Source organism: Streptomyces sp. NPDC012794 (assembly GCF_042901085.1).
Lineage (GTDB): Bacteria > Actinomycetota > Actinomycetes > Streptomycetales > Streptomycetaceae > Streptomyces.
The window spans coordinates 262,822-284,403 of sequence record NZ_JBIBCI010000009.1 but is presented as its reverse complement, the minus strand read 5'-3'; the positions used below and the strand labels follow the sequence as shown (position 1 = coordinate 284,403).

At 72.9% G+C, this 21,582-nt stretch carries 21 protein-coding genes and 1 pseudogene; 9 read left to right on the top strand and 13 right to left on the bottom strand.

The annotated features are described in order from the left end of the window. Positions 1-24: 24 nt before the first annotated feature. Positions 25-183: pseudogene (locus tag ACFY7H_RS19490) on the top strand (Txe/YoeB family addiction module toxin); the annotation flags it as partial. Positions 184-267: 84 nt separating this feature from the next. Here ACFY7H_RS19490 and ACFY7H_RS19485 read toward each other — a convergent pair. Continuing rightward, complete coding sequence (locus tag ACFY7H_RS19485; RefSeq protein ID WP_388939584.1) at positions 268-1,065, bottom strand: VOC family protein; 798 nt, start codon at positions 1,063-1,065, stop codon at positions 268-270. 130 nt (positions 1,066-1,195) lie between these two features. Here ACFY7H_RS19485 and ACFY7H_RS19480 point away from each other — a divergent pair, with 130 nt between their 5' ends. Next, a complete protein-coding gene (locus ACFY7H_RS19480; protein ID WP_388939508.1) occupies positions 1,196-1,594 on the top strand; it encodes a type II toxin-antitoxin system VapC family toxin in 399 nt (132 codons plus the stop codon). Positions 1,595-1,661: 67 nt separating this feature from the next. Here ACFY7H_RS19480 and argS read toward each other — a convergent pair whose 3' ends face one another. Continuing rightward, positions 1,662-3,422, bottom strand: coding sequence for an arginine--tRNA ligase (gene argS, locus ACFY7H_RS19475; RefSeq protein ID WP_388939506.1), 1,761 nt, complete (start codon positions 3,420-3,422; stop codon positions 1,662-1,664). Positions 3,423-3,613: 191 nt separating this feature from the next. Here argS and lysS point away from each other — a divergent pair, with 191 nt between their 5' ends. Then, positions 3,614-5,350 (top strand): lysine--tRNA ligase, encoded by a 1,737-nt coding sequence (gene lysS / locus ACFY7H_RS19470; RefSeq protein ID WP_388939504.1) that lies wholly within the window; start codon positions 3,614-3,616, stop codon positions 5,348-5,350. A gap of 89 nt (positions 5,351-5,439) precedes the next feature. Here lysS and ACFY7H_RS19465 read toward each other — a convergent pair whose 3' ends face one another. From ACFY7H_RS19465 to ACFY7H_RS19455, 3 genes are all read right to left on the bottom strand, one after another. Continuing rightward, on the bottom strand, positions 5,440-6,798 hold the full coding sequence (locus ACFY7H_RS19465) for a DUF2637 domain-containing protein (protein WP_388939503.1): 1,359 nt from the start codon (positions 6,796-6,798) through the stop codon (positions 5,440-5,442). A gap of 92 nt (positions 6,799-6,890) precedes the next feature. Continuing rightward, complete coding sequence (locus ACFY7H_RS19460) at positions 6,891-7,697, bottom strand: DUF3558 family protein (RefSeq protein WP_388939501.1); 807 nt, start codon at positions 7,695-7,697, stop codon at positions 6,891-6,893. A 134-nt stretch (positions 7,698-7,831) separates the two neighbouring features. After that, positions 7,832-8,728 (bottom strand): DUF3558 domain-containing protein, encoded by an 897-nt coding sequence (locus tag ACFY7H_RS19455; protein WP_388939582.1) that lies wholly within the window; start codon positions 8,726-8,728, stop codon positions 7,832-7,834. Positions 8,729-8,914: 186 nt separating this feature from the next. Between ACFY7H_RS19455 and ACFY7H_RS19450 the strand changes: the two genes are divergently transcribed. Next, positions 8,915-10,108 carry an RtcB family protein gene (locus ACFY7H_RS19450; protein ID WP_388939499.1) on the top strand — a complete coding sequence of 398 codons (1,194 nt, stop codon included), beginning with the start codon at positions 8,915-8,917 and terminating at the stop codon, positions 10,106-10,108. Between the two features lie 139 nt (positions 10,109-10,247). On the opposite strand, the gene ACFY7H_RS19445 is transcribed toward ACFY7H_RS19450, so the two are convergent. The 3 genes from ACFY7H_RS19445 to ACFY7H_RS19435 form a co-directional block, all read right to left on the bottom strand. Continuing rightward, positions 10,248-11,045, bottom strand: coding sequence for a hypothetical protein (locus ACFY7H_RS19445; protein ID WP_388939497.1), 798 nt, complete (start codon positions 11,043-11,045; stop codon positions 10,248-10,250). 255 nt (positions 11,046-11,300) lie between these two features. Then, positions 11,301-12,068 (bottom strand): SDR family NAD(P)-dependent oxidoreductase, encoded by a 768-nt coding sequence (locus tag ACFY7H_RS19440; RefSeq protein ID WP_388939496.1) that lies wholly within the window; start codon positions 12,066-12,068, stop codon positions 11,301-11,303. Positions 12,069-12,208: 140 nt separating this feature from the next. Next, entirely contained in the window at positions 12,209-12,541 is a 333-nt protein-coding gene (locus ACFY7H_RS19435) for a YnfA family protein (RefSeq protein ID WP_388939494.1), read from the bottom strand. A 152-nt stretch (positions 12,542-12,693) separates the two neighbouring features. On the opposite strand from ACFY7H_RS19435, the gene ACFY7H_RS19430 reads away from it, so the two are divergent. Next, entirely contained in the window at positions 12,694-13,167 is a 474-nt protein-coding gene (locus tag ACFY7H_RS19430) for a hypothetical protein (protein WP_388939492.1), read from the top strand. 43 nt (positions 13,168-13,210) lie between these two features. On the opposite strand, the gene ACFY7H_RS19425 is transcribed toward ACFY7H_RS19430, so the two are convergent. Genes ACFY7H_RS19425 through ACFY7H_RS19415 form a run of 3 tightly spaced genes read right to left on the bottom strand, consistent with a single transcriptional unit; the run spans position 13,211 to position 16,022 of the window. Then, positions 13,211-14,776 carry an FAD-dependent monooxygenase gene (locus ACFY7H_RS19425; protein ID WP_388939490.1) on the bottom strand — a complete coding sequence of 522 codons (1,566 nt, stop codon included), beginning with the start codon at positions 14,774-14,776 and terminating at the stop codon, positions 13,211-13,213. A gap of 40 nt (positions 14,777-14,816) precedes the next feature. Further along, on the bottom strand, positions 14,817-15,554 hold the full coding sequence (locus ACFY7H_RS19420; protein WP_388939489.1) for a Mut7-C RNAse domain-containing protein: 738 nt from the start codon (positions 15,552-15,554) through the stop codon (positions 14,817-14,819). A 54-nt stretch (positions 15,555-15,608) separates the two neighbouring features. Then, positions 15,609-16,022, bottom strand: a complete 414-nt coding sequence (locus ACFY7H_RS19415) for a winged helix-turn-helix transcriptional regulator (protein ID WP_388939487.1) — start codon at positions 16,020-16,022, stop codon at positions 15,609-15,611. A 249-nt stretch (positions 16,023-16,271) separates the two neighbouring features. On the opposite strand from ACFY7H_RS19415, the gene ACFY7H_RS19410 reads away from it, so the two are divergent. Further along, entirely contained in the window at positions 16,272-17,171 is a 900-nt protein-coding gene (locus ACFY7H_RS19410; RefSeq protein WP_388939580.1) for an NADP-dependent oxidoreductase, read from the top strand. 86 nt (positions 17,172-17,257) lie between these two features. On the opposite strand, the gene ACFY7H_RS19405 is transcribed toward ACFY7H_RS19410, so the two are convergent. After that, positions 17,258-17,827 carry a TetR/AcrR family transcriptional regulator gene (locus ACFY7H_RS19405; protein ID WP_388939485.1) on the bottom strand — a complete coding sequence of 190 codons (570 nt, stop codon included), beginning with the start codon at positions 17,825-17,827 and terminating at the stop codon, positions 17,258-17,260. Positions 17,828-17,924: 97 nt separating this feature from the next. Between ACFY7H_RS19405 and ACFY7H_RS19400 the strand changes: the two genes are divergently transcribed. After that, a complete protein-coding gene (locus tag ACFY7H_RS19400; RefSeq protein WP_388939484.1) occupies positions 17,925-18,527 on the top strand; it encodes a DUF2867 domain-containing protein in 603 nt (200 codons plus the stop codon). A gap of 94 nt (positions 18,528-18,621) precedes the next feature. Here the strand turns inward: ACFY7H_RS19400 and ACFY7H_RS19395 are convergent, their stop codons facing one another. Continuing rightward, a complete protein-coding gene (locus ACFY7H_RS19395) occupies positions 18,622-19,059 on the bottom strand; it encodes a hypothetical protein (RefSeq protein WP_007264729.1) in 438 nt (145 codons plus the stop codon). Between the two features lie 334 nt (positions 19,060-19,393). Between ACFY7H_RS19395 and hemL the strand changes: the two genes are divergently transcribed. Beyond that, complete coding sequence (hemL, locus tag ACFY7H_RS19390; protein ID WP_388939482.1) at positions 19,394-20,716, top strand: glutamate-1-semialdehyde 2,1-aminomutase; 1,323 nt, start codon at positions 19,394-19,396, stop codon at positions 20,714-20,716. Beyond that, positions 20,713-21,387: a histidine phosphatase family protein gene (locus ACFY7H_RS19385; protein ID WP_388939481.1), complete on the top strand. Its 675-nt coding sequence runs from the start codon at positions 20,713-20,715 to the stop codon at positions 21,385-21,387. The genes hemL and ACFY7H_RS19385 overlap by 4 nt, the downstream gene beginning before the upstream one ends. The last annotated feature ends 195 nt before the right edge of the window (positions 21,388-21,582 follow it).

Below are 21,582 nucleotides of genomic sequence, written 5' to 3'. Positions count from 1 at the left end.
GCAGCCGGAACCCCTGACTGGACGGAAATCCAGCGCACGCCGTTCGAGGGCGCCGGCAAGCCGGAGCCGCTCAAGGAAAACCTGTCCGGGTGGTGGTCCCGGCGGATCACCGACAAGCACCGGCTGGTGTACCGCGTGAGGGACGGGGCCGTCGAGGTCGCGCAGGCCCGCTACCACTACTGACGCCGCTCGCGCAGGCCCGCTGAGGCACGCGCGCCGCCCCCGGGCGAGGAGGGCGGCGCGTTGCCCACAGGCTGGGGGCGGGGGTCAGGCCGGATCCTCCGGGGCCGTCGCCGTGATGATGGAGAACGCGCCGCCTTGGGGGTCGGCGAGGACGGCCATACGGCCCGCCACCATGTCGAAGGCCGGGGCGAGGACGGTGGCGCCGGCGCGGACGGCGGCGGCCTGGACGTCGTCCACGCTGTCCACGTGGAAGTACGGCTGCCAGTGCGGCGGCACGCCCGGCGGCAGCTTGCTCATGTCCATCATCCCGCCCACCGCACGGCCGCCGGCCTTGAACTCGACGTACCCGTCGGAGCCGGGCTCCCCGGACACGGCCGTGGTGACCGGCAGGATGGCGGAGTAGAAGGCGGCGGCGCCCTTGAGGTCGCTGGTGGTGAGCTCGTTCCAGATCAGCGCGCCGTGCTCGTTGACGATGCCCGCGCCGTCGAAGGTGCCCGGCTCCCACAGGCCGAAGACGGCGCCGGCGGGGTCGGCGACCACGGCCATCCGCCCGAGGTCCATGACGTCCACCGGCCCCATCATGACCGTGCCGCCCGCGTCGGTGACGGACTTGAGGGTGGAGTCGATGGAGTCCGTGGACAGGTACGTGGTCCACACCGTGGGCGGCAGCGGGTCGGGGACCGTGCCGTCCGGGTTCATCGCCCTCATGATCCCGGCGACCGGTTTGCCCTTGAGGGTGCAGACGGAGTAGCCGCCCTGCTCGGCCGGGCCGACCTCGCCCTGCCAGCCGAAGAGGTCGCAGTAGAAGTCGAGGGCCGCCTGCTGGTCGGGGACCATCAGGTCGATCCAGCAGGGGGTGCCGGGCTTGTAGGGGCCGTTCATGTCGGGCACGGATGCCTCCGTCGGGGCGCTGGGAAGGACGGGCCTTCCCCTACCCAGCCCCGGCCCGGCCGGAATCGGCCCGTACGGGTGACGAGGTGCTCGCGGGCCTGGACGCGGGACGGCGGCGCGAATGATCGTGATCGACGCGAGCGCGGTCGTCATGCTGGTCGCCGACGCGGGACCGGTCGGGGAGGCGCTGCGCGAGCGGGTCCTCGGCGAACGCCTGGCGGCCCCGCACCTGCTCGACGTGGAGGTCGCTCACGCCCTGCTGGGCCGTCACAGGGGCGGCAAGCTCACGGACGGCCAGCTGGACGCCGCCTGGGACGACTTCGCGGCGCTGCCGGTCCGCAGGACGGAACACGCGCCGGTCCTGCCCCGGGTGCGGGAGCTGTACGCGAACCTCTCCGCGTCCGACGCGACGTACGTCGCCCTCGCGGAGGGGCTCCAAGTCCCGCTGGTCACCTGCGACGCGCGGATCGCCCGCTCGGGCAGCCCCCACTGCAAGATCGAGGTCTTCGGCCCGGCGTAGCACACGGCCCCCGCTCTCCGGGGCGGGAGAGCGGGGGCCGCCGTCGTGCCGGTCGGTCCGGGAGGCGTCAGAGCTTCTCGGGGGTGCGGATGCCGAGGAGGGACATGCCCTTCGACAGGGTCCGGGCGGTCAGGTCGCACAGGAACAGGCGGTTCTCGACCTGCTCCGGGTTGTCCGCCTTGAGCACCGGGCACTCCGCGTAGAACGTCGTGTACAGCGAGGCCAGCTGGTAAAGGTACGCGGCCAGCTTGTGCGGGGCGTACTCGGCCGCGGCCTCCGCGATCAGCGTGCCGAAGCCGTCCAGGTGCAGGCCCAGCGCGCGCTCCGAGGCCGTCAGCTCCAGCTCGGGGTGGGCGGCCGGGCGGGCCTCGCCGGCCTTGCGCAGGATCGACTGGATGCGCGCGTACGCGTACTGGAGGTACACGGACGTGTCACCGGTCAGCGAGACCATCTGGTCCAGGTCGAACTTGTAGTCGCGCGCCGCCGAGGTGGAGAGGTCCGCGTACTTCACCGCGCCGATGCCCACCTGGGCGCCGCGCTCGGCGATCTCCTCCTCCGTGAGGTCCTGGGCCTTCTCCCGCACGACGGCCGCCGCCCGCTCGACGGCCTCGTCCAGCAGGTCCACCAGACGGACCGTCTCGCCCTCGCGGGTCTTGAACGGCTTGCCGTCCTTGCCGAGGACCGTGCCGAAGGCCAGCTGCACGGCCTTGACGTCGTCGCCCAGCCAGCCGGCCCGGCGGGCCGTCTCGAAGACCATCTTGAAGTGCAGCGACTGCCGCGCGTCCACCACGTAGATCAGGGTCGTCGCGGACAGGCCGGCGACGCGGTCGCGGATCGCGGAGAGGTCGGTGGCGGCGTAGCCGAAGCCGCCGTCGGACTTCTGGACGATCAGCGGGGTCGGGTTGCCGTCGGGGCCCTTGACGTCGTCGAAGAACACGCACAGCGCGCCGTTGGAGCGGACGGCGACGCCTGACTCCTCCAGCAGCTTGCAGGTCTCGACCAGCATGTCGTTGTAGCCGGACTCGCCGACGACGTCGGCGTCCTGGATGTCCATGTCCAGCTTGTCGAAGACGGAGTAGAAGTAGATCTTCGACTCGTCCACGAACCGCTGCCACAGCGCCAGGGTCTCGGGGTCGCCCGCCTGGAGGTCGACCACCCGGGCCCGGGCGCGCGTCTTGAACTCCTCGTCGGAGTCGAAGAGGGCGCGCGAGGCCTTGTACAGGCGGTTGAGGTTGGACATGGCCTCCTCGCCGGAGACCTCCTCGTCCGACTTGTGGTCCAGCTCGTGCGGGTGCTCCAGCAGGTACTGGATCAGCATGCCGAACTGGGTGCCCCAGTCGCCGATGTGGTGGCGGCGGATCACCTTCTCGCCGGTGAACTCCAGGATCTCGACCATCGCGGCGCCGATCACGGCGGACCGCAGGTGGCCGACGTGCATCTCCTTGGCCACGTTCGGCTGCGCGTAGTCGATCACCGTGGTGCCGGCGGACGCGTTGAGCGGCACGCCGAGCCGGTCGTCGGCCGCGCGGGCGGCCAGCGTCCGGATGATCGCCTCGTCGGAGACCGTGATGTTGAGGAAGCCGGGGCCGGACACCTCGACGTCCTTGATCACGCCGCCCTTGTCCAGGCCTTCGAGGACGGTGGCGGCGAGGTCACGCGGGTTGGCCTTGGCCTTCTTCGCGAGCGCCAGGATGCCGTTGGCCTGGAAGTCGGCCCGGTCGCTTCGTCGCAGCAGCGGGTCGGCGGCACCGGCCTCCGGCAGGGCGGAGGCGAGGGCGTCCGAGACGCGCTGTTCGACGGAGGAAGCGAGGGAAGGGACCGAGGCCATGAGCTGCCGTTCCTGTGAGGTTGCGCGTGCGCGTGCGCTTGGGTGTTCCGACAAGCCCCGAGTATCCCACGTGGCGGGTGCCCGCTCCCCGGGATATCGCCGTGCGTACCGAGGCGTGGAAGCAACCCCGGAGCGGGGTGTTCCGTCTGGGAGAATGGCCGAAGCCAGCATTCGAGATAGAAGGACGTGTCGTGGCTCAGAGCGCTCAGAGCAGCACAGAGACCGACTGGGTCTCCCGTTTCGCGGACGAGGTCATCGCCGAGGCGGAGCGCCGAGCCCCGGGCAAAGCGATCGTCGTCGCGTCCGGACTCTCCCCGTCCGGGCCGATCCACCTGGGCAACCTGCGCGAGGTCATGACCCCCCACCTGGTCGCGGACGAGATCCGCCGCCGGGGTCACGAGGTCCGCCACCTCATCTCCTGGGACGACTACGACCGCTACCGCAAGGTCCCCAAGGGCATCCCCGGTGTCAGCGAGGAGTCCCACGCCCAGCACATCGGCCGCCCGCTGACCGCCGTGCCCGCGCCCGAGGGCTCCCCGTACCCGAACTGGGCCGAGCACTTCAAGGCCGCGATGGTCGCCTCCCTGGCCGAGCTGGGCGTCGAGTACGACCCGATCAGCCAGACCGAGCAGTACACCTCCGGCGCCTACCGCGAGCAGGTGCTGTTCGCGATGAAGCACCGCGGCGACATCGACGCCGTCCTCGCCCAGTACCGCACCAAGCAGAAGCCGGGCAAGAAGCCCCAGCAGAAGCAGGTCGACGAGGCCGAGCTGGAGGCCGCCGAGGGCTCCGGCGCGGCCGCCGAGGACGACGGCAGCGCCGAGGGCGCGGAGTACTTCCCGTACAAGCCGTACTGCGGCGCGTGCAACAAGGACTTCACCAAGGTCACGGCGTACGACGACGAGACCACCGAGCTGACGTACGTCTGCACCGAGGACGAGTTCACCGAGACCGTCAAGCTGTCCGAGTTCAACCGCGGCAAGCTGGTCTGGAAGGTCGACTGGCCGATGCGCTGGGCGTACGAGGGCGTCGTCTTCGAGCCCTCCGGCGTCGACCACTCCTCGCCCGGCTCCTCCTTCCAGGTCGGCGGGCAGATCGTCGGCCTGTTCGGCGGCGAGCAGCCCATCGGCCCGATGTACGCCTTCGTCGGCATCTCCGGCATGGCGAAGATGTCGTCCAGCAAGGGCGGGGTCCCCACCCCGGCCGACGCGCTGAAGATCATGGAGCCGCAGCTGCTGCGCTGGCTGTACGCGCGCCGCCGCCCGAACCAGTCCTTCAAGATCGCCTTCGACCAGGAGATCCAGCGCCTGTACGACGAGTGGGACAAGCTGGAGGCCAAGGTCGCCGACGGCAGTGTGCTGCCGGCCGACGCCGCCGCCCACTCCCGTGCGGTGCGCGTCGCCTCGCACGAGCTGCCCCGCACCCCGCGTCCGATGCCGTACCGCACCCTCGCGTCGGTCGTCGACATCACCGCCGGGCACGACGAGCAGACGCTGCGGATCCTCTCCGACCTGGACCCGTCGCAGCCGCTGACCTCCCTCGACGAGGTACGGCCGCGCCTGGACCGCGCCGAGAACTGGATCACCACCCAGGTCCCGGCCGACCAGCGCACCCTGGTCCGCGAGGACGCCGACACCGAGCTGCTGTCCTCCCTGGACGAGGCCGGGCGCGAGTCCCTGCGGCTGCTGCTGGACGGCCTCGACTCGCACTGGTCGCTGGACGGGCTCACCACCCTCGTCTACGGCGTGCCGAAGGTCATGGCCGGGCTGGAGCCGGACGCCAAGCCGACGCCGGAGCTGAAGGTCGCCCAGCGCGAGTTCTTCGCCTTGCTGTACCGCCTGCTCGTGACCCGGGAGACCGGTCCGCGCCTGCCCACGCTGCTGCTGGCGGTCGGGGCGGAGCGGGTGCGCAAGCTGCTCGCGGTCTGACGCGGGGCGGCACCACGCCCGTACGGGAAGGGCCCGTACCCCTGGTTCGCCGGGGGTACGGGCCCTTCCTCGTGGTCGGTCGCTCCGCTTCAGGAGATGTGCTCGTCCATGAGGTCCCGCTGGTAGCGCTCCTTGAGGGCGGGGATCAGCCGCTTGAGCGTGGCCGCGCTGGGCGGGTCGGCGATCCCGAGGCGCTCGGAGAGGCGTTCCTCCAGCTGCGCGGCGCTCGGGACCTGGGCGTACTCGTCGATGTACCCCCGGAAGACCTCGTAGGCGGCCTCCCGGAACTTCTCCTCGTCGGCGTCGGCGGCCGTGTCCGCCGGCCGGGGCTGCTCCTCGGGGCCGGCCGGAGCCATGACCGGGGTCGGCTCCAGGCCCTCGACGTACTGGGGGTCGTAGCCGCCCTCGTACGACGCCTGCGGCGCGAGCGGCGCCGCGAACCAGGCGCTGTCGTGCGCGGCGGGCATGGCCGTCGGCTCCACCGCGAAGGGGGCGGGCGCCGGGGCGGGGACGGGGGGCTGGGGCTGCCGGGGCTGAGGGGGCCGCGGCCGCGGGTCCTGGGGTTGCGGCACGGCGTGCCGGTCACCGGCGATCTCGGCGTCACCGGCGATCTCGGCGGTCCCGCCGTCACCGGTAGCACCCGCCCCGGCCGGTACGAGCGGCTCCGCCGACGCGGCCGGCAGGGCGGGAGCGGCCGGGGCACCGGCCTGGACGGCGGCCGGTGCGGCCGTGGCCGGGGCCGCCGGGGGCAGCAGTACCGGTTCGATGCCCGCCGCCGCCAGCCCTTCGGGGGCCGTCTGCGACAGCGGCACGCCGATCCTGGCCAGCCGCAGCGGCATCAGCGCCTCCACGGGCGCCTTGCGCCGCCACGCCCGCCCGTACCGCGCCTGGAGCCGCGCCTGGTAGATCAGCCGGTCCTGCTCCATGGAAACGGCCTGCTCGTAGGAGCGCAGCTCCCACAGCTTCATCCGCCGCCACAGCTTGAAGGTGGGCACGGGGGAGAGGAGCCAGCGGGTGATCCGCACCCCCTCCATGTGCCGGTCCGCGGTGATGTCCGCGATCCGGCCCACGGCGTGCCGGGCCGCCTCCACGGTGACCACGAACAGCACCGGGATCACGGCGTGCATGCCGACGCCCAGCGGGTCCGGCCAGGCCGCCGCGCCGTTGAACGCGATCGTCGCCGCCGTCAGCAGCCACGCCGTCTGGCGCAGCAGGGGGAACGGGATGCGGATCCACGTCAGCAGCAGGTCCAGCGCCAGCAGCACGCAGATGCCCGCGTCGATGCCGATCGGGAACACCAGCGAGAAACTGCCGAAGCCTTTCTTCAGGGCCAGCGCGCGCACCGCGGAGTACGAGCCGGCGAAACCGATCCCCGCGATGACCACGGCTCCGGCGACCACGACACCGATGAGTATCCGGTGCGTACGAGTCAGCTGCATCGCGGCCACCCGTGATCCCCTCCCCTTGTCGAGCTACGGCAGGCACAGCGTACGGGTGACTGCGCGTCACCCGTGCCGTAGGGCCCCTCCTGTCGGCGGGGTTACTGGCCAGACGCGGCAGACGCCGAAGCGGAAGGCGAAGCGGAACCGGCCGGCGCGTCCGACGGGGCGGCGCCTGCGTCCTTGTTGGCTGACTCGACCGAGGCCACCGTCTCCTTGGCCGCGGCGATCGCGTCCTGGAGCAGCTTGCCCTGGTCGGGGGCGCCGGCGCCCTCGTAGGCGGCACCGTTGTAGTCGAGGGTGATCACGACGTTCTGGGTGCGGACGATGACCGAGTTGTTGGCGAAGTCGACGTCCTTCTTGACGCCGTAGACCACGGAGGTGGCCTGGTCGCCGATCCCGCCGGCCTGCTCGGCCTTGACGTCGTGCGCGCCCTCGGTTGTCTTCGCCAGCTCGATCTGCTTGTTGTACTGGTCCTCCGCGCGCTTGTTGCCGCCGCCGAGCGAGGCGTGCGAGTCGTAGCGGACCAGGGAAACGGAGAGCCAGCGGTACTGCGAGCCCTTCGCGCCGTCCGTCTTGAGACCGTTCCAGGAGCAGCTGGCGCGGTTGGACAGGTCGTTCGACTTGGCCGCCGTACCGTTCTTGTCCTTCGCCTCGGGGACGAGCGAGTCGATGCTCTTGCCGGTCAGCGCCTTGCAGGGGTCCGGGAGCTTCGCGTAGGCCACCTTCTCCAGCGCGGCCGAGGGCTTGGCGCTCGGCTTGGCGGACGCGGAGGAATCGGACTTCTTGCCGGAGTCCTTGCCACCCGAGGACTTGCCCGAGTCGGACGAGCAGCCGGCGACGGTGAGGATGACCGGGACGGCTGCGCAGGCGAGAACGCGGGTGAGGCGCGAGGCTGATCGGTGCATGGTTCCTTCAGACGTTGGGGTCTTCTGCGGGGCGCGTTACGGGCGCGGGACCTGAGCAACGGTAGCCCGAGCGGGCGCCCGCCTGCTGTGCGCGCCGTCACGCGGGGCGTGCGCGCCCCCTGGGGGCGGCGCCGTCACTCGCTGAAACGCTCGGCCAGGGCCTGCGCCAACTGGCGCGTCCGGTCCTGCGTTTCCGTACTCGGGGGTACCGATCCCGGTCCGGAAGGCTGGACGCTGTACTCGACGGTGACGAGGACGTTCGAGGTGCGGAACACGATCCGTACCGTCCGCGCCTGTGCGGCGGTGGCGCCGGCCGCGCTGAGCTTGTCGTCGAGGAACGCCTCGGTGCCGAGCCCCTCCAGGACGCGCGAGCCGAGCTCGGGCGGGGCGCTCGGGGAGGGCGGGGCGGACGGGGAGGGCGACGAAGCGGAACCCGGAGCGGAGGCTGCCGGGGAGGGGGCGGCGCTGCCACCCGGGGGGCTCACGGGGGGCGCACCGGGAGCCGTACTCGTACTCGTACCGTTACCGGCGCCCGGGGCGGGGCTGCCCGTCGGCCCCGGGAAGGGCAGCTTCGCGTCGGTCAGCCGGCGCACGTACACCTGGCGGGCCTTGTCGTCGTCGCTGGTGGTGGCGCGGTCGTACGAGACGACGCGCTCGAAGGTGACCGACAGCAGCAGGTTCCCCTCGGGGCTCTGCGCGTTCCAGCGGCAGCCCACGTGCCGGTCGCCGTCGTAGGAGGGGTCGGCGGTCCCGGCGTAGAGCCGGTCGCGCTGTTCGGTGGTGAGCGAGTCGGCGGCCGGGAGCATGGCCCGGAGCCGCTTGGGATCGGCGGCCTTGCAGGGCTGCGGCAGGCTCCGGTATTTGCCGGGCTGCGCGGGCGTGGCGGTGTTCCCGCCGCCCTTCTGGTCGCTGGTCCCGATGCCGCTGCCGTCGGTGCACCCGGTGAGCCCGGTCGCGCCGGCCACGAGCGCGGTCAGCATCGCGACGCCCGGCAGGACTCGGCGGCGTACCGGCATCCGGTGTGCCGGCATTCGGTCCACGTCCACTGGCTCCCCTGGCTCCCTCGGGAAAATCCGTTGCCGCGACTTGGGCACGGATGGACACAATGTCTATCGCACACGCACGTGCCGGCGCCGGTTCCCTGTCTGCTTTGGGGTGATGAGCGCGGCTTTTCGCGTATTCATACTTTTCTGAGGATTTCAGGGGATCGTTGTCTTATGTCGTACGTAGAGGTATCCGGGGCGAACGTCCCGATCCGGATGTGGACGGACCCGGCGTCCGTCGAGGACAGCGCGATGCGGCAGCTCCAGAACACGGCGGGGCTGCCCTGGATCAAGGGCCTGGCCGTGATGCCGGACGTCCACTACGGCAAGGGCGCCACGGTCGGCTCGGTGATCGCGATGAAGGACGCGGTCTGCCCGGCGGCGGTCGGCGTCGACATCGGCTGCGGCATGTCGGCGGTCAAGACCTCGCTGACGGCGAACGACCTCCCGGGCGACCTGTCGAAGCTGCGCTCGCGCATCGAGCAGGCGATTCCGGTGGGCGCGGGGATGCACCGGGATCCGGTGGATCCGGGGCGGCTGTACGGGTTCCCGGGGACGGGGTACTCCGACCTGTGGGAGCGCTTCGACTACCTCGCGGACGCGGTCAAATTCCGTCACGACCGCGCCATGAAGCAAATAGGAACGCTCGGATCCGGTAATCACTTCATCGAATTCTGTCTGGACGAGTCGGGTGCGGTCTGGTTGATGCTGCACTCCGGCTCCCGCGGCATCGGCAACGAGCTCGCCGCGCACCACATCGGCGTGGCCCGGGACCTCGCGCACAACCAGAACCTGGTCGACCGGGACCTCGCGGTGTTCCTCGCCGGGACCCCCGAGATGGACGCGTACCGCCGTGACCTCTTCTGGGCGCAGGAGTACGCGAAGTACAACCGCGCGGCGATGATGAGCCTCTTCAAGGAGGTCGTCCGCAGGGAGTTCCGGAAGGCGAAGGTCTCCTTCGACCGGGAGATCAGCTGCCACCACAACTACGTGGCGGAGGAGCGGTACGACGGCATGGACCTGCTGGTCACCCGGAAGGGCGCGATCCGCGCCGGCAGCGGCGACTACGGGATCATCCCGGGCTCGATGGGCACGGGGTCGTACATCGTGAAGGGGCTCGGCAACGAGAAGTCCTTCAACTCCGCCTCGCACGGTGCCGGGCGGAAGATGAGCCGGACGGCGGCGAAGAAGCGGTTCTCCGCGAGGGACCTGGCGGAGCAGACGCGGGGCGTGGAGTGCCGCAAGGACTCGGGGGTGGTGGACGAGATCCCCGGGGCCTACAAGTCGATCGAGCAGGTCATCGACCAGCAGACGGACCTGGTGCAGGTCGTGGCGAAGCTGAAGCAGGTCATCTGCGTGAAGGGCTGAGGGCGGGCGCAGGGCGTCCCCGTGCGCGTGCCGGTCCGGCGGCCCGCCGACCCGACGGCCCGGCGAACGCACGGTGCCGTGCCCGGATCGCTCCGGGCACGGCACGTGCGTTCGGTCCGCGGCGGGACCGGCCGGGGTGCTAGCCGGTCTTCGTGAGGCCCTTGTCGAAGTCCGGCCCGACGTGGCTCGGCTTCAGCGGGGTCTTCCGGTTGAGCGGCGGCAGCGGCGCTCCCGGCTGGGGGTTCGCCGGGGTCCAGACGACCGGAGAGGGGCAGCTGAGCGTGTCCGGCTCGCCGCGGTTCACCGCGCATTCGGTTTCGAAGACGGTTCCGGCCGTGGTGAGCACCTCGACGATGACGCGGTTGGCGGTCTCCGCGATCGTCACGCCACAGGGGTTGGCCGGGAAGGTCGGGGACCCCGCGGTGAGGTTGTACCAGGTGTAGGCGGGGCCCGTGCCGGGGACGGTCGGGTTCTCCGCGTTGAAGTCGTACACCCCGGCCCAGACGGTGCCGTTGGGGGCCAGTACGGCCTTGTACTTGACCTCTTCCTCGTCCCACGAGGTCGAGATGTCGACGCACGGTCCGGCCGGTCCGGGCGGCCCGGGTACGCCGGGCTGGCCCGGGAGGCCGTCGCGGCCGTCGCGGCCGTCACGTCCGGGAGGTCCGGGCGGGCCGGGCCTCCCTTCGCACTTGTCCTTGCCGGGGCTGGCCGCGGCGCCCTTGACGTCCGAGTCGTCGTAGTCCTCGTCGTCCGCGCACTTGTCGCCGGCCTGCGCCGCGGCCACCGTCGCCGTCCGGGGCGCTTCGGTGTCCGCCTGTGCGGGGGTGGAGAGGCCGAGCATCGCGATGGCCATCGTGGCCACCGCGCCGCCGGCGAGCCACTTGCTCTGCCGCGGCAGCGGGCCCATGCGGGACGGTGTCCTTGTCTCAGGACTCATGTGTGGTGCTCCTCGTGGGAACCGGGGGGTCTGAACCTTGAGGCGTGAGCGGCCTCGACCGGCATCCTTCGGGCGCCGCGCACCGTACGACGGGAGGCACGCGCTCTGATCATCACATCGGTGTCTCGTGCGGAGCCGATCGGCCGAACCTCGCGTCGGGCCCGGCCGGTCCGGGACGCGTTCGTGGGCCGCCGGACCGGACCCGGCGGCCCTCGTGCGTGCCGCGGAAGAGGGCGCGGCCCGGTATTCGGGGGGTTACGGCTCCCGGTGCACCTTCGTGTTCGAGGCCTGGGCGCGGGGGCGGACCACCAGCAGGTCGATGTTGACGTGGCTGGGGCGCGTCACCGCCCAGGTGATCGTGTCGGCGACGTCGTCGGCGGTGAGGGGCTCCGCGACGCCCTCGTAGACCTTCTCGGCCTTGGCGGCGTCGCCGCGGAAGCGGGTCTTCGCGAACTCCTCCGTCTTGACCATGCCGGGCGCGATCTCGATGACGCGGACCGGCCGGCCGACGATCTCCAGGCGGAGGGTCTCGGCGAGTACGCGGGCACCGTTCTTGGCCGCGACGTAACCCGCGCCGCCCTCGTAGGTCGCGTGGCCGGCGGTGGAGGAGAGCACGACGACCGTGCCGTCGCCGGAGGCCACGAGGGCGGGCAGCAGCGCCTGGGTGACGTTGAGCGTGCCGATGACGTTGACCTCGTACATCGTGCGCCAGTCGGCCGGGTCGCCGGTGGCGACGGGCTCGGCGCCGATGGCACCGCCGGCGTTGTTGACGAGCACGTCGCAGCGCTCCAGGGAGGCGGCGAAGGCGTCGACGGCGGGCCGGTCGGTGACGTCGAGGGCGTGCGCGGTGGCCCGGTGGCCGGCGTCGGTGATCTCGGCGGCGAGGGCCTCGACGCGGTCCTTGCGGCGGGCGGTGAGGACGACGTGGTAGCCGGCCGCGGCGAGCTGTCGGGCGGTGGCCGCGCCGATTCCGCTGCTCGCGCCGGTGACTACGGCGGTTCGGGTGGCCGGGCGCGTGCTCATGGGCGGGGCTCCTCGTGGGTCGCGGGGGTCGCGGGGGTCGCAGGGGTCGCGCGGTTCGCGGATAGCGGGGCCGCGGGGGACGTCGCCCGCCGGATCGGTCGTCCGTACGGGCGAACGCTCGCCAGCATAGGCCGGGTGGGTCAGCGGCGCGGCGCGTACATGATCACGGCCATCCCGGCGAGGCAGACGAGCGCGCCTGCCACGTCCCAGCGGTCGGGCCGGTAGCCGTCGGCGACCACGCCCCACAGCAGGGATCCGGCGACGAAGACCCCGCCGTAGGCGGCGAGGACGCGGGCGAAGTCGCCCTGGGGCTGGAGGGTCGCGACGAACCCGTACAGACCGAGGGCGATGACGCCGGCGCCGATCCAGGCCCAGCCCTTGTGTTCCCGGACGCCCTGCCAGACCAGCCAGGCGCCGCCGATCTCCAGGAGGGCGGCGAGGGCGAAGAGGACGACGGAGCGGGCGATCAGCATGCCGTGAAGCCTACGCAGCGGGCCGGGGCGCGGGCGACGGGCGAAGGGCGGGCCCCGCGGGGGCGAATGGCGGACGGCTCGCCCTCATTCGTGTGATGGTCCGATCGGCGGTTGGGTGGGGTGGCTACCGTCCGCGCGAGGAGGTGGTGGCGGTGCGCCGTGGTGCCGTACGCAGTGTGGTGGTGGCGGGCTTGCTGGTGCTGTACGGGGCCGGGCCCGCGGACGCCCGGTCGGACCCGGACGCGGAGGCCGACGTGGCCTACCACGGGCGGGTCCGGCTGGCGCACGGGCAGCTGAAGGTGTGGATGGTGCCGCGGAACGAGGGGCCGGGTGCGGTGCCGAACGCCACCGTGCGGGTGAGGCTCTCGGCGGACCTCGCCGACGCCCAGGAGCCGGCCGGGGGCTGCGCGCGGGTGGGCCGTCGCGAGGTCGCGTGTGAGACGGGCGCGCTGCCGCGGCACGGTCGGGGGCGGCACATCGTGCTGCTGCTGGGCCTGCGGGAGCGGCCGGCGGAGGTCGCGGTCCGGATCGACACCCTGTGGGACGGCGGCGCGGCCGACCGCGACCGCGCCAACAACGAGCACGTGGTGCTGGCGCTCGACACGGGCGACACGTACGCGTTCTGAGCCCCCGGCCCGTGAGGCCGGGGGCGCGGTCCGCCGAGCGGCGTCACGTCTTCGGGGCGCGGCTTCCCGGGAGGATCCAGCGGGCGACGGCCGAGGCGGTCTCGGCGTCGCCGGCCCGGGGGGCGCTCCAGGCGACGTAGCCGTCGGGGCGTACGAGGACGCGGGCGGCACGTCCCTCCGTGGCCCAGTGGTGGTGCGCGAGGCCGGCTCCGGGCGGGGTGGCCGCGTCCGGTGGGGTGATGAGGACGAAGCCGCCGGCGCGCAGGGCCTCGTACAGCCGCGTCCCGTCGGCGAGGGGGACGTCGGGGGCGCGCCGGCCGGCGGGGCCGGGACGGCGGGTGCCGGGCGGGGGCGGGTAGGCGATGCCGATGCCGGTGACCAGGCCGAGTACGCGGTCCCGGGCGGGGCCGACGCGGGCGAGGAGGCCGGCGCCGAGGCGGCGTGCGGTGCGCACGGCGGGGTTGCCGGTGATGACGGCCCGGACGAGGGTGCCGCTGATCCGCAGCACGAGGCGGCCGACGGGGTGGCGTTCGCGGTGGTAGCTGTCGAGGAGCGCTTCGGGGTCGGGGGCCCGGCCGTGGAGGACGGCGGCGAGCTTCCAGGAGAGGTTGGCGGCGTCCTGGAGCCCGGTGTTCATGCCGAGGCCGCCGGCGGGGGAGTGGACGTGGGCGGCGTCGCCGGCGAGGAAGACGCGGCCGACGCGGTAGTGGGGGACCTGGCGCTCGTCGCTGTGGAAGCGGGACATCCAGCGCGGGTCGTGCATGCCGTGGTCGCTGCCGAGGGCGGCGCGGGTGAGGTCGCGCAGTTCGCCGAGGTCCACGGGGTCGGTGTCGGCGGCCCGGGCGGCGGGGCTCCAGGCGATGGCGCGGTGGTAGCCGTCGCCGAAGGGGACGAGGAAGGCGAAGGCGTCGGCCGTGCCGTTGGCGGTGAGGGCGTCGGCGGGCGGGTCGTCGAGGCGGACGTCGGCCAGGACCATGGAGCGGACGACGGCCCGGCCGGGGAAGGGGAGGCCGAGGAGGCCGCGGACGGTGGAGCGGACGCCGTCGGCGCCGACGACGTGGCGCGCGTGGACGAGGCGCGGGGTGTCGCCGGGGCGGGTGGCGTCGCCGGGGCGGGTGGCGTCGGCCGTTCCGTTGGCCTGGGCCGTCCCGTTGGTGTCGTGGACTTCGAGGGTGACGGTGTCGTGGTCCTGACGGAGGCCGACGACCTGACAGTCGTATTGGATGTCCACCCCTGTGGACAACGCGCGGCGCTCCAGCAGTTTCTCTGTCTCATATTGAGGGGTGATGAGGACGAAGGGGTAGCGGGAACGCAGCTGTTGGAGGGGGAGGGCCATGCCACCGAAGGGACGCAGCAGGTCGATCCGCCGGCCGGTGGAGACGAGTTCGTCGGCGAGTCCGCGCGCGTCGAGCAGTTCGAGGGTGCGGGCGTGCACGGCGAAGGCGCGGGTGAGGTTGGCGGCCGTGCGGGGCCGTTTTTCGAGGAGGGTGACGGAGAGTCCGGTGGCGGCGAGGTCGCCGGCGAGCAGGAGCCCGGTGGGCCCGGCGCCGACGACGGCCACGTCGAAGAGGTCGGTGGTGGTGCCGGTGGTGTGGTCAGCGGCAGTCATGTCACGGCAGTCTGCCAGCCGGGGGCCGCCTCCGGCAGCGCTATACGGAGGCGCCGTTGCCGAATTCGGCCAGGGCGTCGCCGACGATCCGCTCCAGGCGGGAGTGGTGGGCGCCGCGCCAGTAGACGCGCTCGCAGTCGGCGCACTGCGCGAACACGTCGTACGAGCGCTGCGTGCCGTGCTCCAACCGGTCTCCCACGCTGTCCTTGTCCGCCTCGCGGAGGGGGCCGTTGCAGGCGGTGCAGCGGGTCCAGGGTGCGAGCTCGGGAGCGAACCGGCCGAGGATGTCGCGGAGTTGGTCGTCGGGGTTGTCGCTGTAGACGTACGCGCCGGCGAAGATCTCGCGGCGGCGCAGCAGGCCGCGGTCGCGGGAGAGCAGGACGCGCCGCTCGGCGGCGGAGCGGGCGGCGAGTGCGGGGTCGCCGATGTCCTCGTTCTCGTAGGCGGCGTCGACGCCGAGCAGGCGCAGGCGGCGGGCGAGGGTGCCGAGGTGGACGTCGAGGAGGAAACGCAGCGGGGCGCCGGGGATCCGCTGGGGCCGGTCCACGCCGAACACCTCGACCGACTCGCCGGCTTGGGGCACGTACGAGACGGGGACCTCCTTGCCGTCAACGAGCAGCCGGCCGACCTCGGTGAGCGGGACACCGGCGGATTCGACCACGTGTCCGATGCTGGAGGCGCCGTCGGTGGCGGTCGGTACGCGGTCCGCGCGCCGGCTGGGCGGGGCGAAGAGGCGCAGTTCGGGGGCGAGGGTGAGGTGGATACCGGGACCGTTCACGGTCCCAGCATGCCATTGGGGGATGCCGCGGCGCGGCCGAATTGGTGACGGCGGTCAGCTGGTGGCGGCCTGGTCGTAGGCCTCGCGGTGGGCGCTGACCTCGTCGAAGTGGTTTTCGGCCCACTGCTTGACGGAGGAGAGGAGGCAGCCGAGGCTGCCGCCGAGTTCGGTGAGGCGGTAGTCGACGCGGACGGGGACGGTCGCGGTGACGGTGCGGGTGACGATGCCGTCGCGCTCGAGGGAGCGGAGGGTCTGGGTCAGCATCTTCTGGCTGACGCCGGGGATCTTGCGGCCGAGTTCGCTGTAGCGCATGGAGCCCTGCTCGGCCTCGCCGAGGGCGCTGACGATGAGGCCGACCCACTTGTCGCTGATGCGGGCCAGGAGCTGTGTGGTGGGGCACTCCTTGACGAAGGCGTCATAGGCGACGCGGGCCTCTTCGCGGAGGGCGGCGGCGGTGCGGGTGGCCATGGTTGCCCACTTCCGGGTCGGGTACGCACTCCCGAGTACGTACTTACGAAAAGAGAGTACCTCTCCATAAGTTAGTGGTCATCGGAACGGCCGAACGGGCCGGACGAGACCGACGTGACCCACGGGGAGACAGTCATGAGCGAGCAGCGGAACCTGACCCAGACCCAGACCCAGACCCAGACGCAGACCCAGACGCAGGCCCAGACGCAGGCCCAGATGCAGGCCCAGGCCGAGGCCGGGACCCAGACCATGCGGGCCGTGGTGGTCAGCGCCTTCGGCGGGCCGGAGCGGGTGGAGCTGGCCGAGGTGGCGGTGCCGCGGCCGGCGGGGGGACAGGTCCGGATCCGGGTCCGCGCCGCCGGGCTGAACCCGGTCGACGGGGCCGTCCGCGCGGGCGTCTTCGGCGGGGCCGGACAGCGGCTCGGGCTGGGCTGGGACGTGGCGGGCGAGATCGACGAGGTAGGGCCCGGCGTGGACGGCTGGGCGCGGGGGCGCCGGGTGGTCGGGCTGCACTACGGTCCGGTGAAGCCGCTCGGCACGCACGCGGAGTACGTGGTGCTCGACGCCTCGGCGGTGGCGGCGGCCCCGGAGTCGGTGGACGACGCGGCCGCGGCGGCGCTGCCGCTGAGCGGGCTGACGGCCGCCCGCGCGGTGGACCTGCTGGGGCTCGCCCCGGGCGATTCGGTCCTGGTCACCGGTGCTGCCGGAGTGGTCGGCGGCCTCGCGGTGCAGCTCGCCGCGCGGGCCGGGCTGGTGGTGACGGCGCTGGCGGGCGCGGGGGACGAGGAGTTCGTACGCTCCCTGGGCGCGGCGGAGTTCGTGGCGCGCGGGTCGGCGCCGGCCGGGCCGGTGGACGGGGTCCTGGACACGGCGGTGATGGGCGCGGAGGCGCTGGGCTTCGTCCGCGACGGCGGTGCGTACGTCGGCCTGATCCCCGGCGCGGCGCCGGCCGCGGAGCGGGGGATCCGGGTGGAGGAGCAGGAGGTCGCCCCCGACGGCGCCCTGCTTGGCCGCCTCTCCGCCCTGGTCGACGCGGGCGCGCTGACGCTCCGCGTGGCGCAGACCTACCCCCTGGCGGAAGCCGCCAGGGCCCATACGGCCCTCGCCGCCCCGGGCACCCGCGGCCGCCTGATCCTGACCACCGCCTGAGCCCCGGCCCGCCCGCCCCGGCCCGGCCGCCGCAGCGCCCCGCCCGACGCGGCCCCGGGCCGTGCGGTCCGGCCCCGGGCGGGCCGTCAGGCCGGGGGGCGGAGGAGCCAGTGGCGGGTCAGGTCCATCATCTCGGCGTGGCTGCGGCCGCCGTGGTCGACGGCGATGAACCGGCCGCCGATCCGCAGCGAGAACACCATCAGGCAGCGCACCTCGACGTCGTCCGGGTCGGGGCAGAACGAGCCGAACAGGGCGCGCAGGTAGTCCATCCGCCGGTTGTCGACCCGGCGCAGCCGCGCCGCGACGGCCGGGTCGCGCCGGGCCCAGTCGCGGACGGCCAGGTCGACGGCCGTGCCCCGGACCGGGCCGTCGGCCGACTCCGCGACGAAGGTGAACAGCCGGTCCAGCCTGGCCCGCGCGTCACCGCCCCCGCTCTCGATGTGCTGGATCACCGCGTCCGCGACCTCGTGCTCCCAGGTGTCGAGCATCTCCTCCAGCAGCGCGTCCCGGTTGCGGAAGTACCCGTAGAAGCCGCCCTTGCTGACTCCGAGCGCCTGCGCGAGCGCCTCGATCCGTACGGCGTCCGGGCCGCCGGCGGCGAGGGCGCGCAGGCCTTCCTCGATCCACGTGCCGCGGGGTGTGCGGGCGGTGGCCATGGTGTGTCTCCCGTCACGTGGCGTTGATCTATACGGCCCCGTATAAACGGGCCTAGCCTCCATCTGTACGGCATCGTATAGATGGAGGGGCACACTCATGAAACTCCCCAGGACCGCCCATACCTCCCGCCCCTGGCGGATCCACGAGATCGCGGGCGACTTCCAGCTCGAGGACGTGTGGGCACTGCCGACACCGGGCGGCCCCGACGACCTGGCGAAGCTGGTCGCCCAGTTCGCGAGCGGCGGGAACGAGACCTCCGGCATCTCCTCCCCCCTCTACCGGGCCCTCTTCGCCATCCGCTGGAAGCTCGGGGCGCTGCTCGGCTGGGACGGGCCCGGCGACGGCGTCGGCGGGCGGGTGCGGTCGCTGCGCGAGCGGCTGCCGGCGGACCTCGCCGAGGGCCGGCGCGGGCCGGACCTGTCCACCCTCCCCTTCTCCTCCGTCTACCAGACGCACGACGAGTGGGTCGCCGAGATGGGCAACAAGACCGTGCACGGTCTGATGCACATCGGGTGGGTCCCGGACGGCCTCGGCGGCCACCGGGGTCAGATGGCCGTCCTGGTCAAGCCCAACGGCTTCTTCGGCGCCGCGTACATGGCCGCCATCAAGCCCTTCCGGTACACGGGGGTCTACCCGGCGATGATCAAGGCGATCGGCCGCAGGTGGCAGGAGGACGCCGCCGCGCGCGACGCGGCCTGACCGTCCGCGCCCCGGCCCGGCGCCGGACGCCCGGGCCGTCAGGGTCGTAGCCAGGGCCCCAGCCAAGGGCTGCCGGGGCTGCGGGGGAGACCCGTCAGGGCCAGACGAGGCAGTACGCCTGGTGGCCGTTCTCGTGGAGGCGGTGGGAGAAGTCCTGCCACTCGTGCAGCAGCTGGTAGACGTTGAAGGCGTCGCGCGGGCCGCCCCGGTCGGGGACCGTCGACCAGATGAAGGCGGCCGCGCCCACCGACTCCTCGCCCACCCCGCGCAGCGGGTCCACCACCGTCATGGGCAGCTTGACCACCGCGTAGTCGGGGTGCAGGACGACCAGTTCCAGCGGGGGCACCTTGTGCAGGGGTATGCCCTCGATGCCGGTGAGGACCATCGCGGCCATCGTCTCCGGCTTGATCTTGGTGAACATGCCGCCCATGCCGAGCTCGTCGCCGCCCAGCTCCTCCGGCCGCATCGTCTGCGGCACCCGCGCGGCCGTGGCGCCGTCGGGCGCGCCGAAGTACTTGTACGTCACTCCCATGCCGCGGCCCTTGAGCAGGCCGCCGGTGTCGTCCAGGTCATCCGTGTCGTCCTCGCCGCCCGGCGCCCGGGCCGGAACCGGCCCCGGTACGGGATCGACCTCGGCCGCACGCCGCCGGTGCTTGCCGCGTCGGCGGGCTTCACGGGCGCGCTGCGGGTCCAGGCCGTCCGTACCCTCGCCCGGTCCACCACCGCGTTGCATATCTCCACCCGACACGTATTGCCTGCCCCGGCCCCGCGGCCACCGCCACGCAGCCTGATCATCATGGCAGTGACCTCCCCCGCGGCGGCGCGGTGAAACGCCCCTCCGCAAGTCTGTCGCGGCCTCTGAGACCATGGCTGGTGTGAGCTACCCGTACCCGTATGAAGCCCCAGTTTCGCAGACGCTCTTCGAGCGCGCGTCCCTCGTGACCCCCGGCGGCGTGAACTCTCCCGTACGCGCCTTCCGTGCCGTGGGCGGTACGCCCCGGTTCATGGTGTCCGGTACCGGTCCCTATCTGACCGACGCCGACGGGCGCGAGTACGTCGACCTGGTCTGCTCGTGGGGGCCGATGATCCTCGGCCACTCCCACCCCGAGGTGATCGAGGCGGTGCAGGCGGCGGTCGCCCGCGGCACCTCCTTCGGCACGCCCGGCGAGGGCGAGGTCGCCCTCGCCGAGGAGATCGTCGCCCGCATCGAGCCCGTCGAGCAGGTGCGCCTGGTGTCCTCCGGCACCGAGGCGACCATGTCGGCGATCCGGCTGGCCCGCGGCTTCACCGGTCGCGCCAAGGTCGTCAAGTTCGCCGGCTGCTACCACGGACACGTCGACGCGCTGCTGGCCGCCGCCGGTTCCGGCCTGGCCACCTTCGCGCTGCCCGACACCCCCGGTGTCACGGGCGCGCAGGCCGGCGACACGATCGTGCTCCCCTACAACGACCTCGACGCGGTCCGGGCGGCCTTCGCCGCGCACCCGGGCGAGATCGCCTGCGTGATCACCGAGGCCGCGCCCGGCAACATGGGCGTCGTCACCCCGGGCGAGGGCTTCAACCAGGGCCTCGCCGACCTGTGCCGCGAGAACGGCGCGCTGTACGTCTCCGACGAGGTAATGACCGGATTCCGTACCTCCCGCGCCGGCTGGTACGGGGTGGACGGCGTCAAGCCCGACCTGATGACCTTCGGCAAGGTCATGGGCGGCGGCTTCCCGGCGGCGGCGTTCGGCGGCCGCGCCGACGTCATGGGCCACCTGGCCCCGGCCGGCCCGGTCTACCAGGCGGGCACGCTCTCCGGTAACCCGATCGCCACGGCCGCCGGCCTCGCGCAGCTGCGGCTGCTGGACGAGGCGGCGTACGACAAGGTCGACGCGGTCTCGAAGGAGATCCAGGACCTGGTGACGGCGGCGCTGAGCAAGGAGGGCGTGGTGCACCGGCTGCAGACCGCGTCCAACATGTTCTCGGTGTTCTTCACCGCGGACCCGGTCCGCGACTACGACGACGCGAAGAAGCAGGAAGCGTTCCGCTTCAACGCGTTCTTCCACTCGATGCTGGCGCAGGGCGTCTACCTGCCGCCGTCGGCGTTCGAGTCGTGGTTCGTGTCCACGGCCCACGACGAGCGGGCGGTCGAGCGGATCGCGGCCGCGCTGCCGACCGCCGCGCGGGCCGCCGCGGAGGCGACGGCATGAGCGACATCACCGTCGTCCACGTGGTGCGGCACGGCGAGGTGGAGAACCCGGAGGGTGTTCTGTACGGACGCCGGGCCGGCTACCACCTGTCCGAACTGGGCCGGCGGATGGCCGACCGGGTCGCCGAGCACCTCCAGGAGCGGGACGTCACCTACGTGGTGGCCTCGCCGCTGGAGCGGGCCCAGGAGACGGCCGCGCCGATCGCGAAGGTGCACGGCCTGGAGCTGAGCACCGACGGCCGGCTGATCGAGGCGGGCAACGTCTTCGAGGGCAAGACCTTCGGCGTCGGCGACGGCGCGCTGCGCAGGCCGGGCAACTGGAAGCACCTGACGAACCCGTTCAAGCCGTCGTGGGGCGAGCCGTACGTCGAGCAGGTCGTACGGATGATGAGCGCGATCGAGTCGGCGCGGGACGCGGCGCGCGGGCACGAGGCGGTGGCGGTCAGCCACCAGCTGCCGATCTGGATCGTACGGAGCTTCGCGGAACGGCGCCGGCTGTGGCACGACCCGCGGCGGCGGCAGTGCACGCTCGCCTCGCTGACGTCGTTCACGTACCAGGGCGACAAGCTGGTGTCGGTGGGCTACAGCGAGCCGGCGCGCGACCTGGTCCCGGCGCATCTCCTCGCGGGGGCGAAGCCGGTGAAGGGCAAGTCGAAGGCCTTCGGCGCCTGACCCCTCCGGGGGGTGGGGGCGCCGCTGCGCGGAGCGGCTCCCCTACCCCTCTTCGCCCGTTCCCCGGGGCTCCGCCCCGGCCCCCTCGGGGCTGTGCCCCGAACCCCGTCCGGGGCTGCGCCCCCGGCTGTGCCCCGGACCGCCTCGGGGCTGCGCCCCGAACCCCGCCCCGGGGCTGTGTCCCGGCCCCGTCCT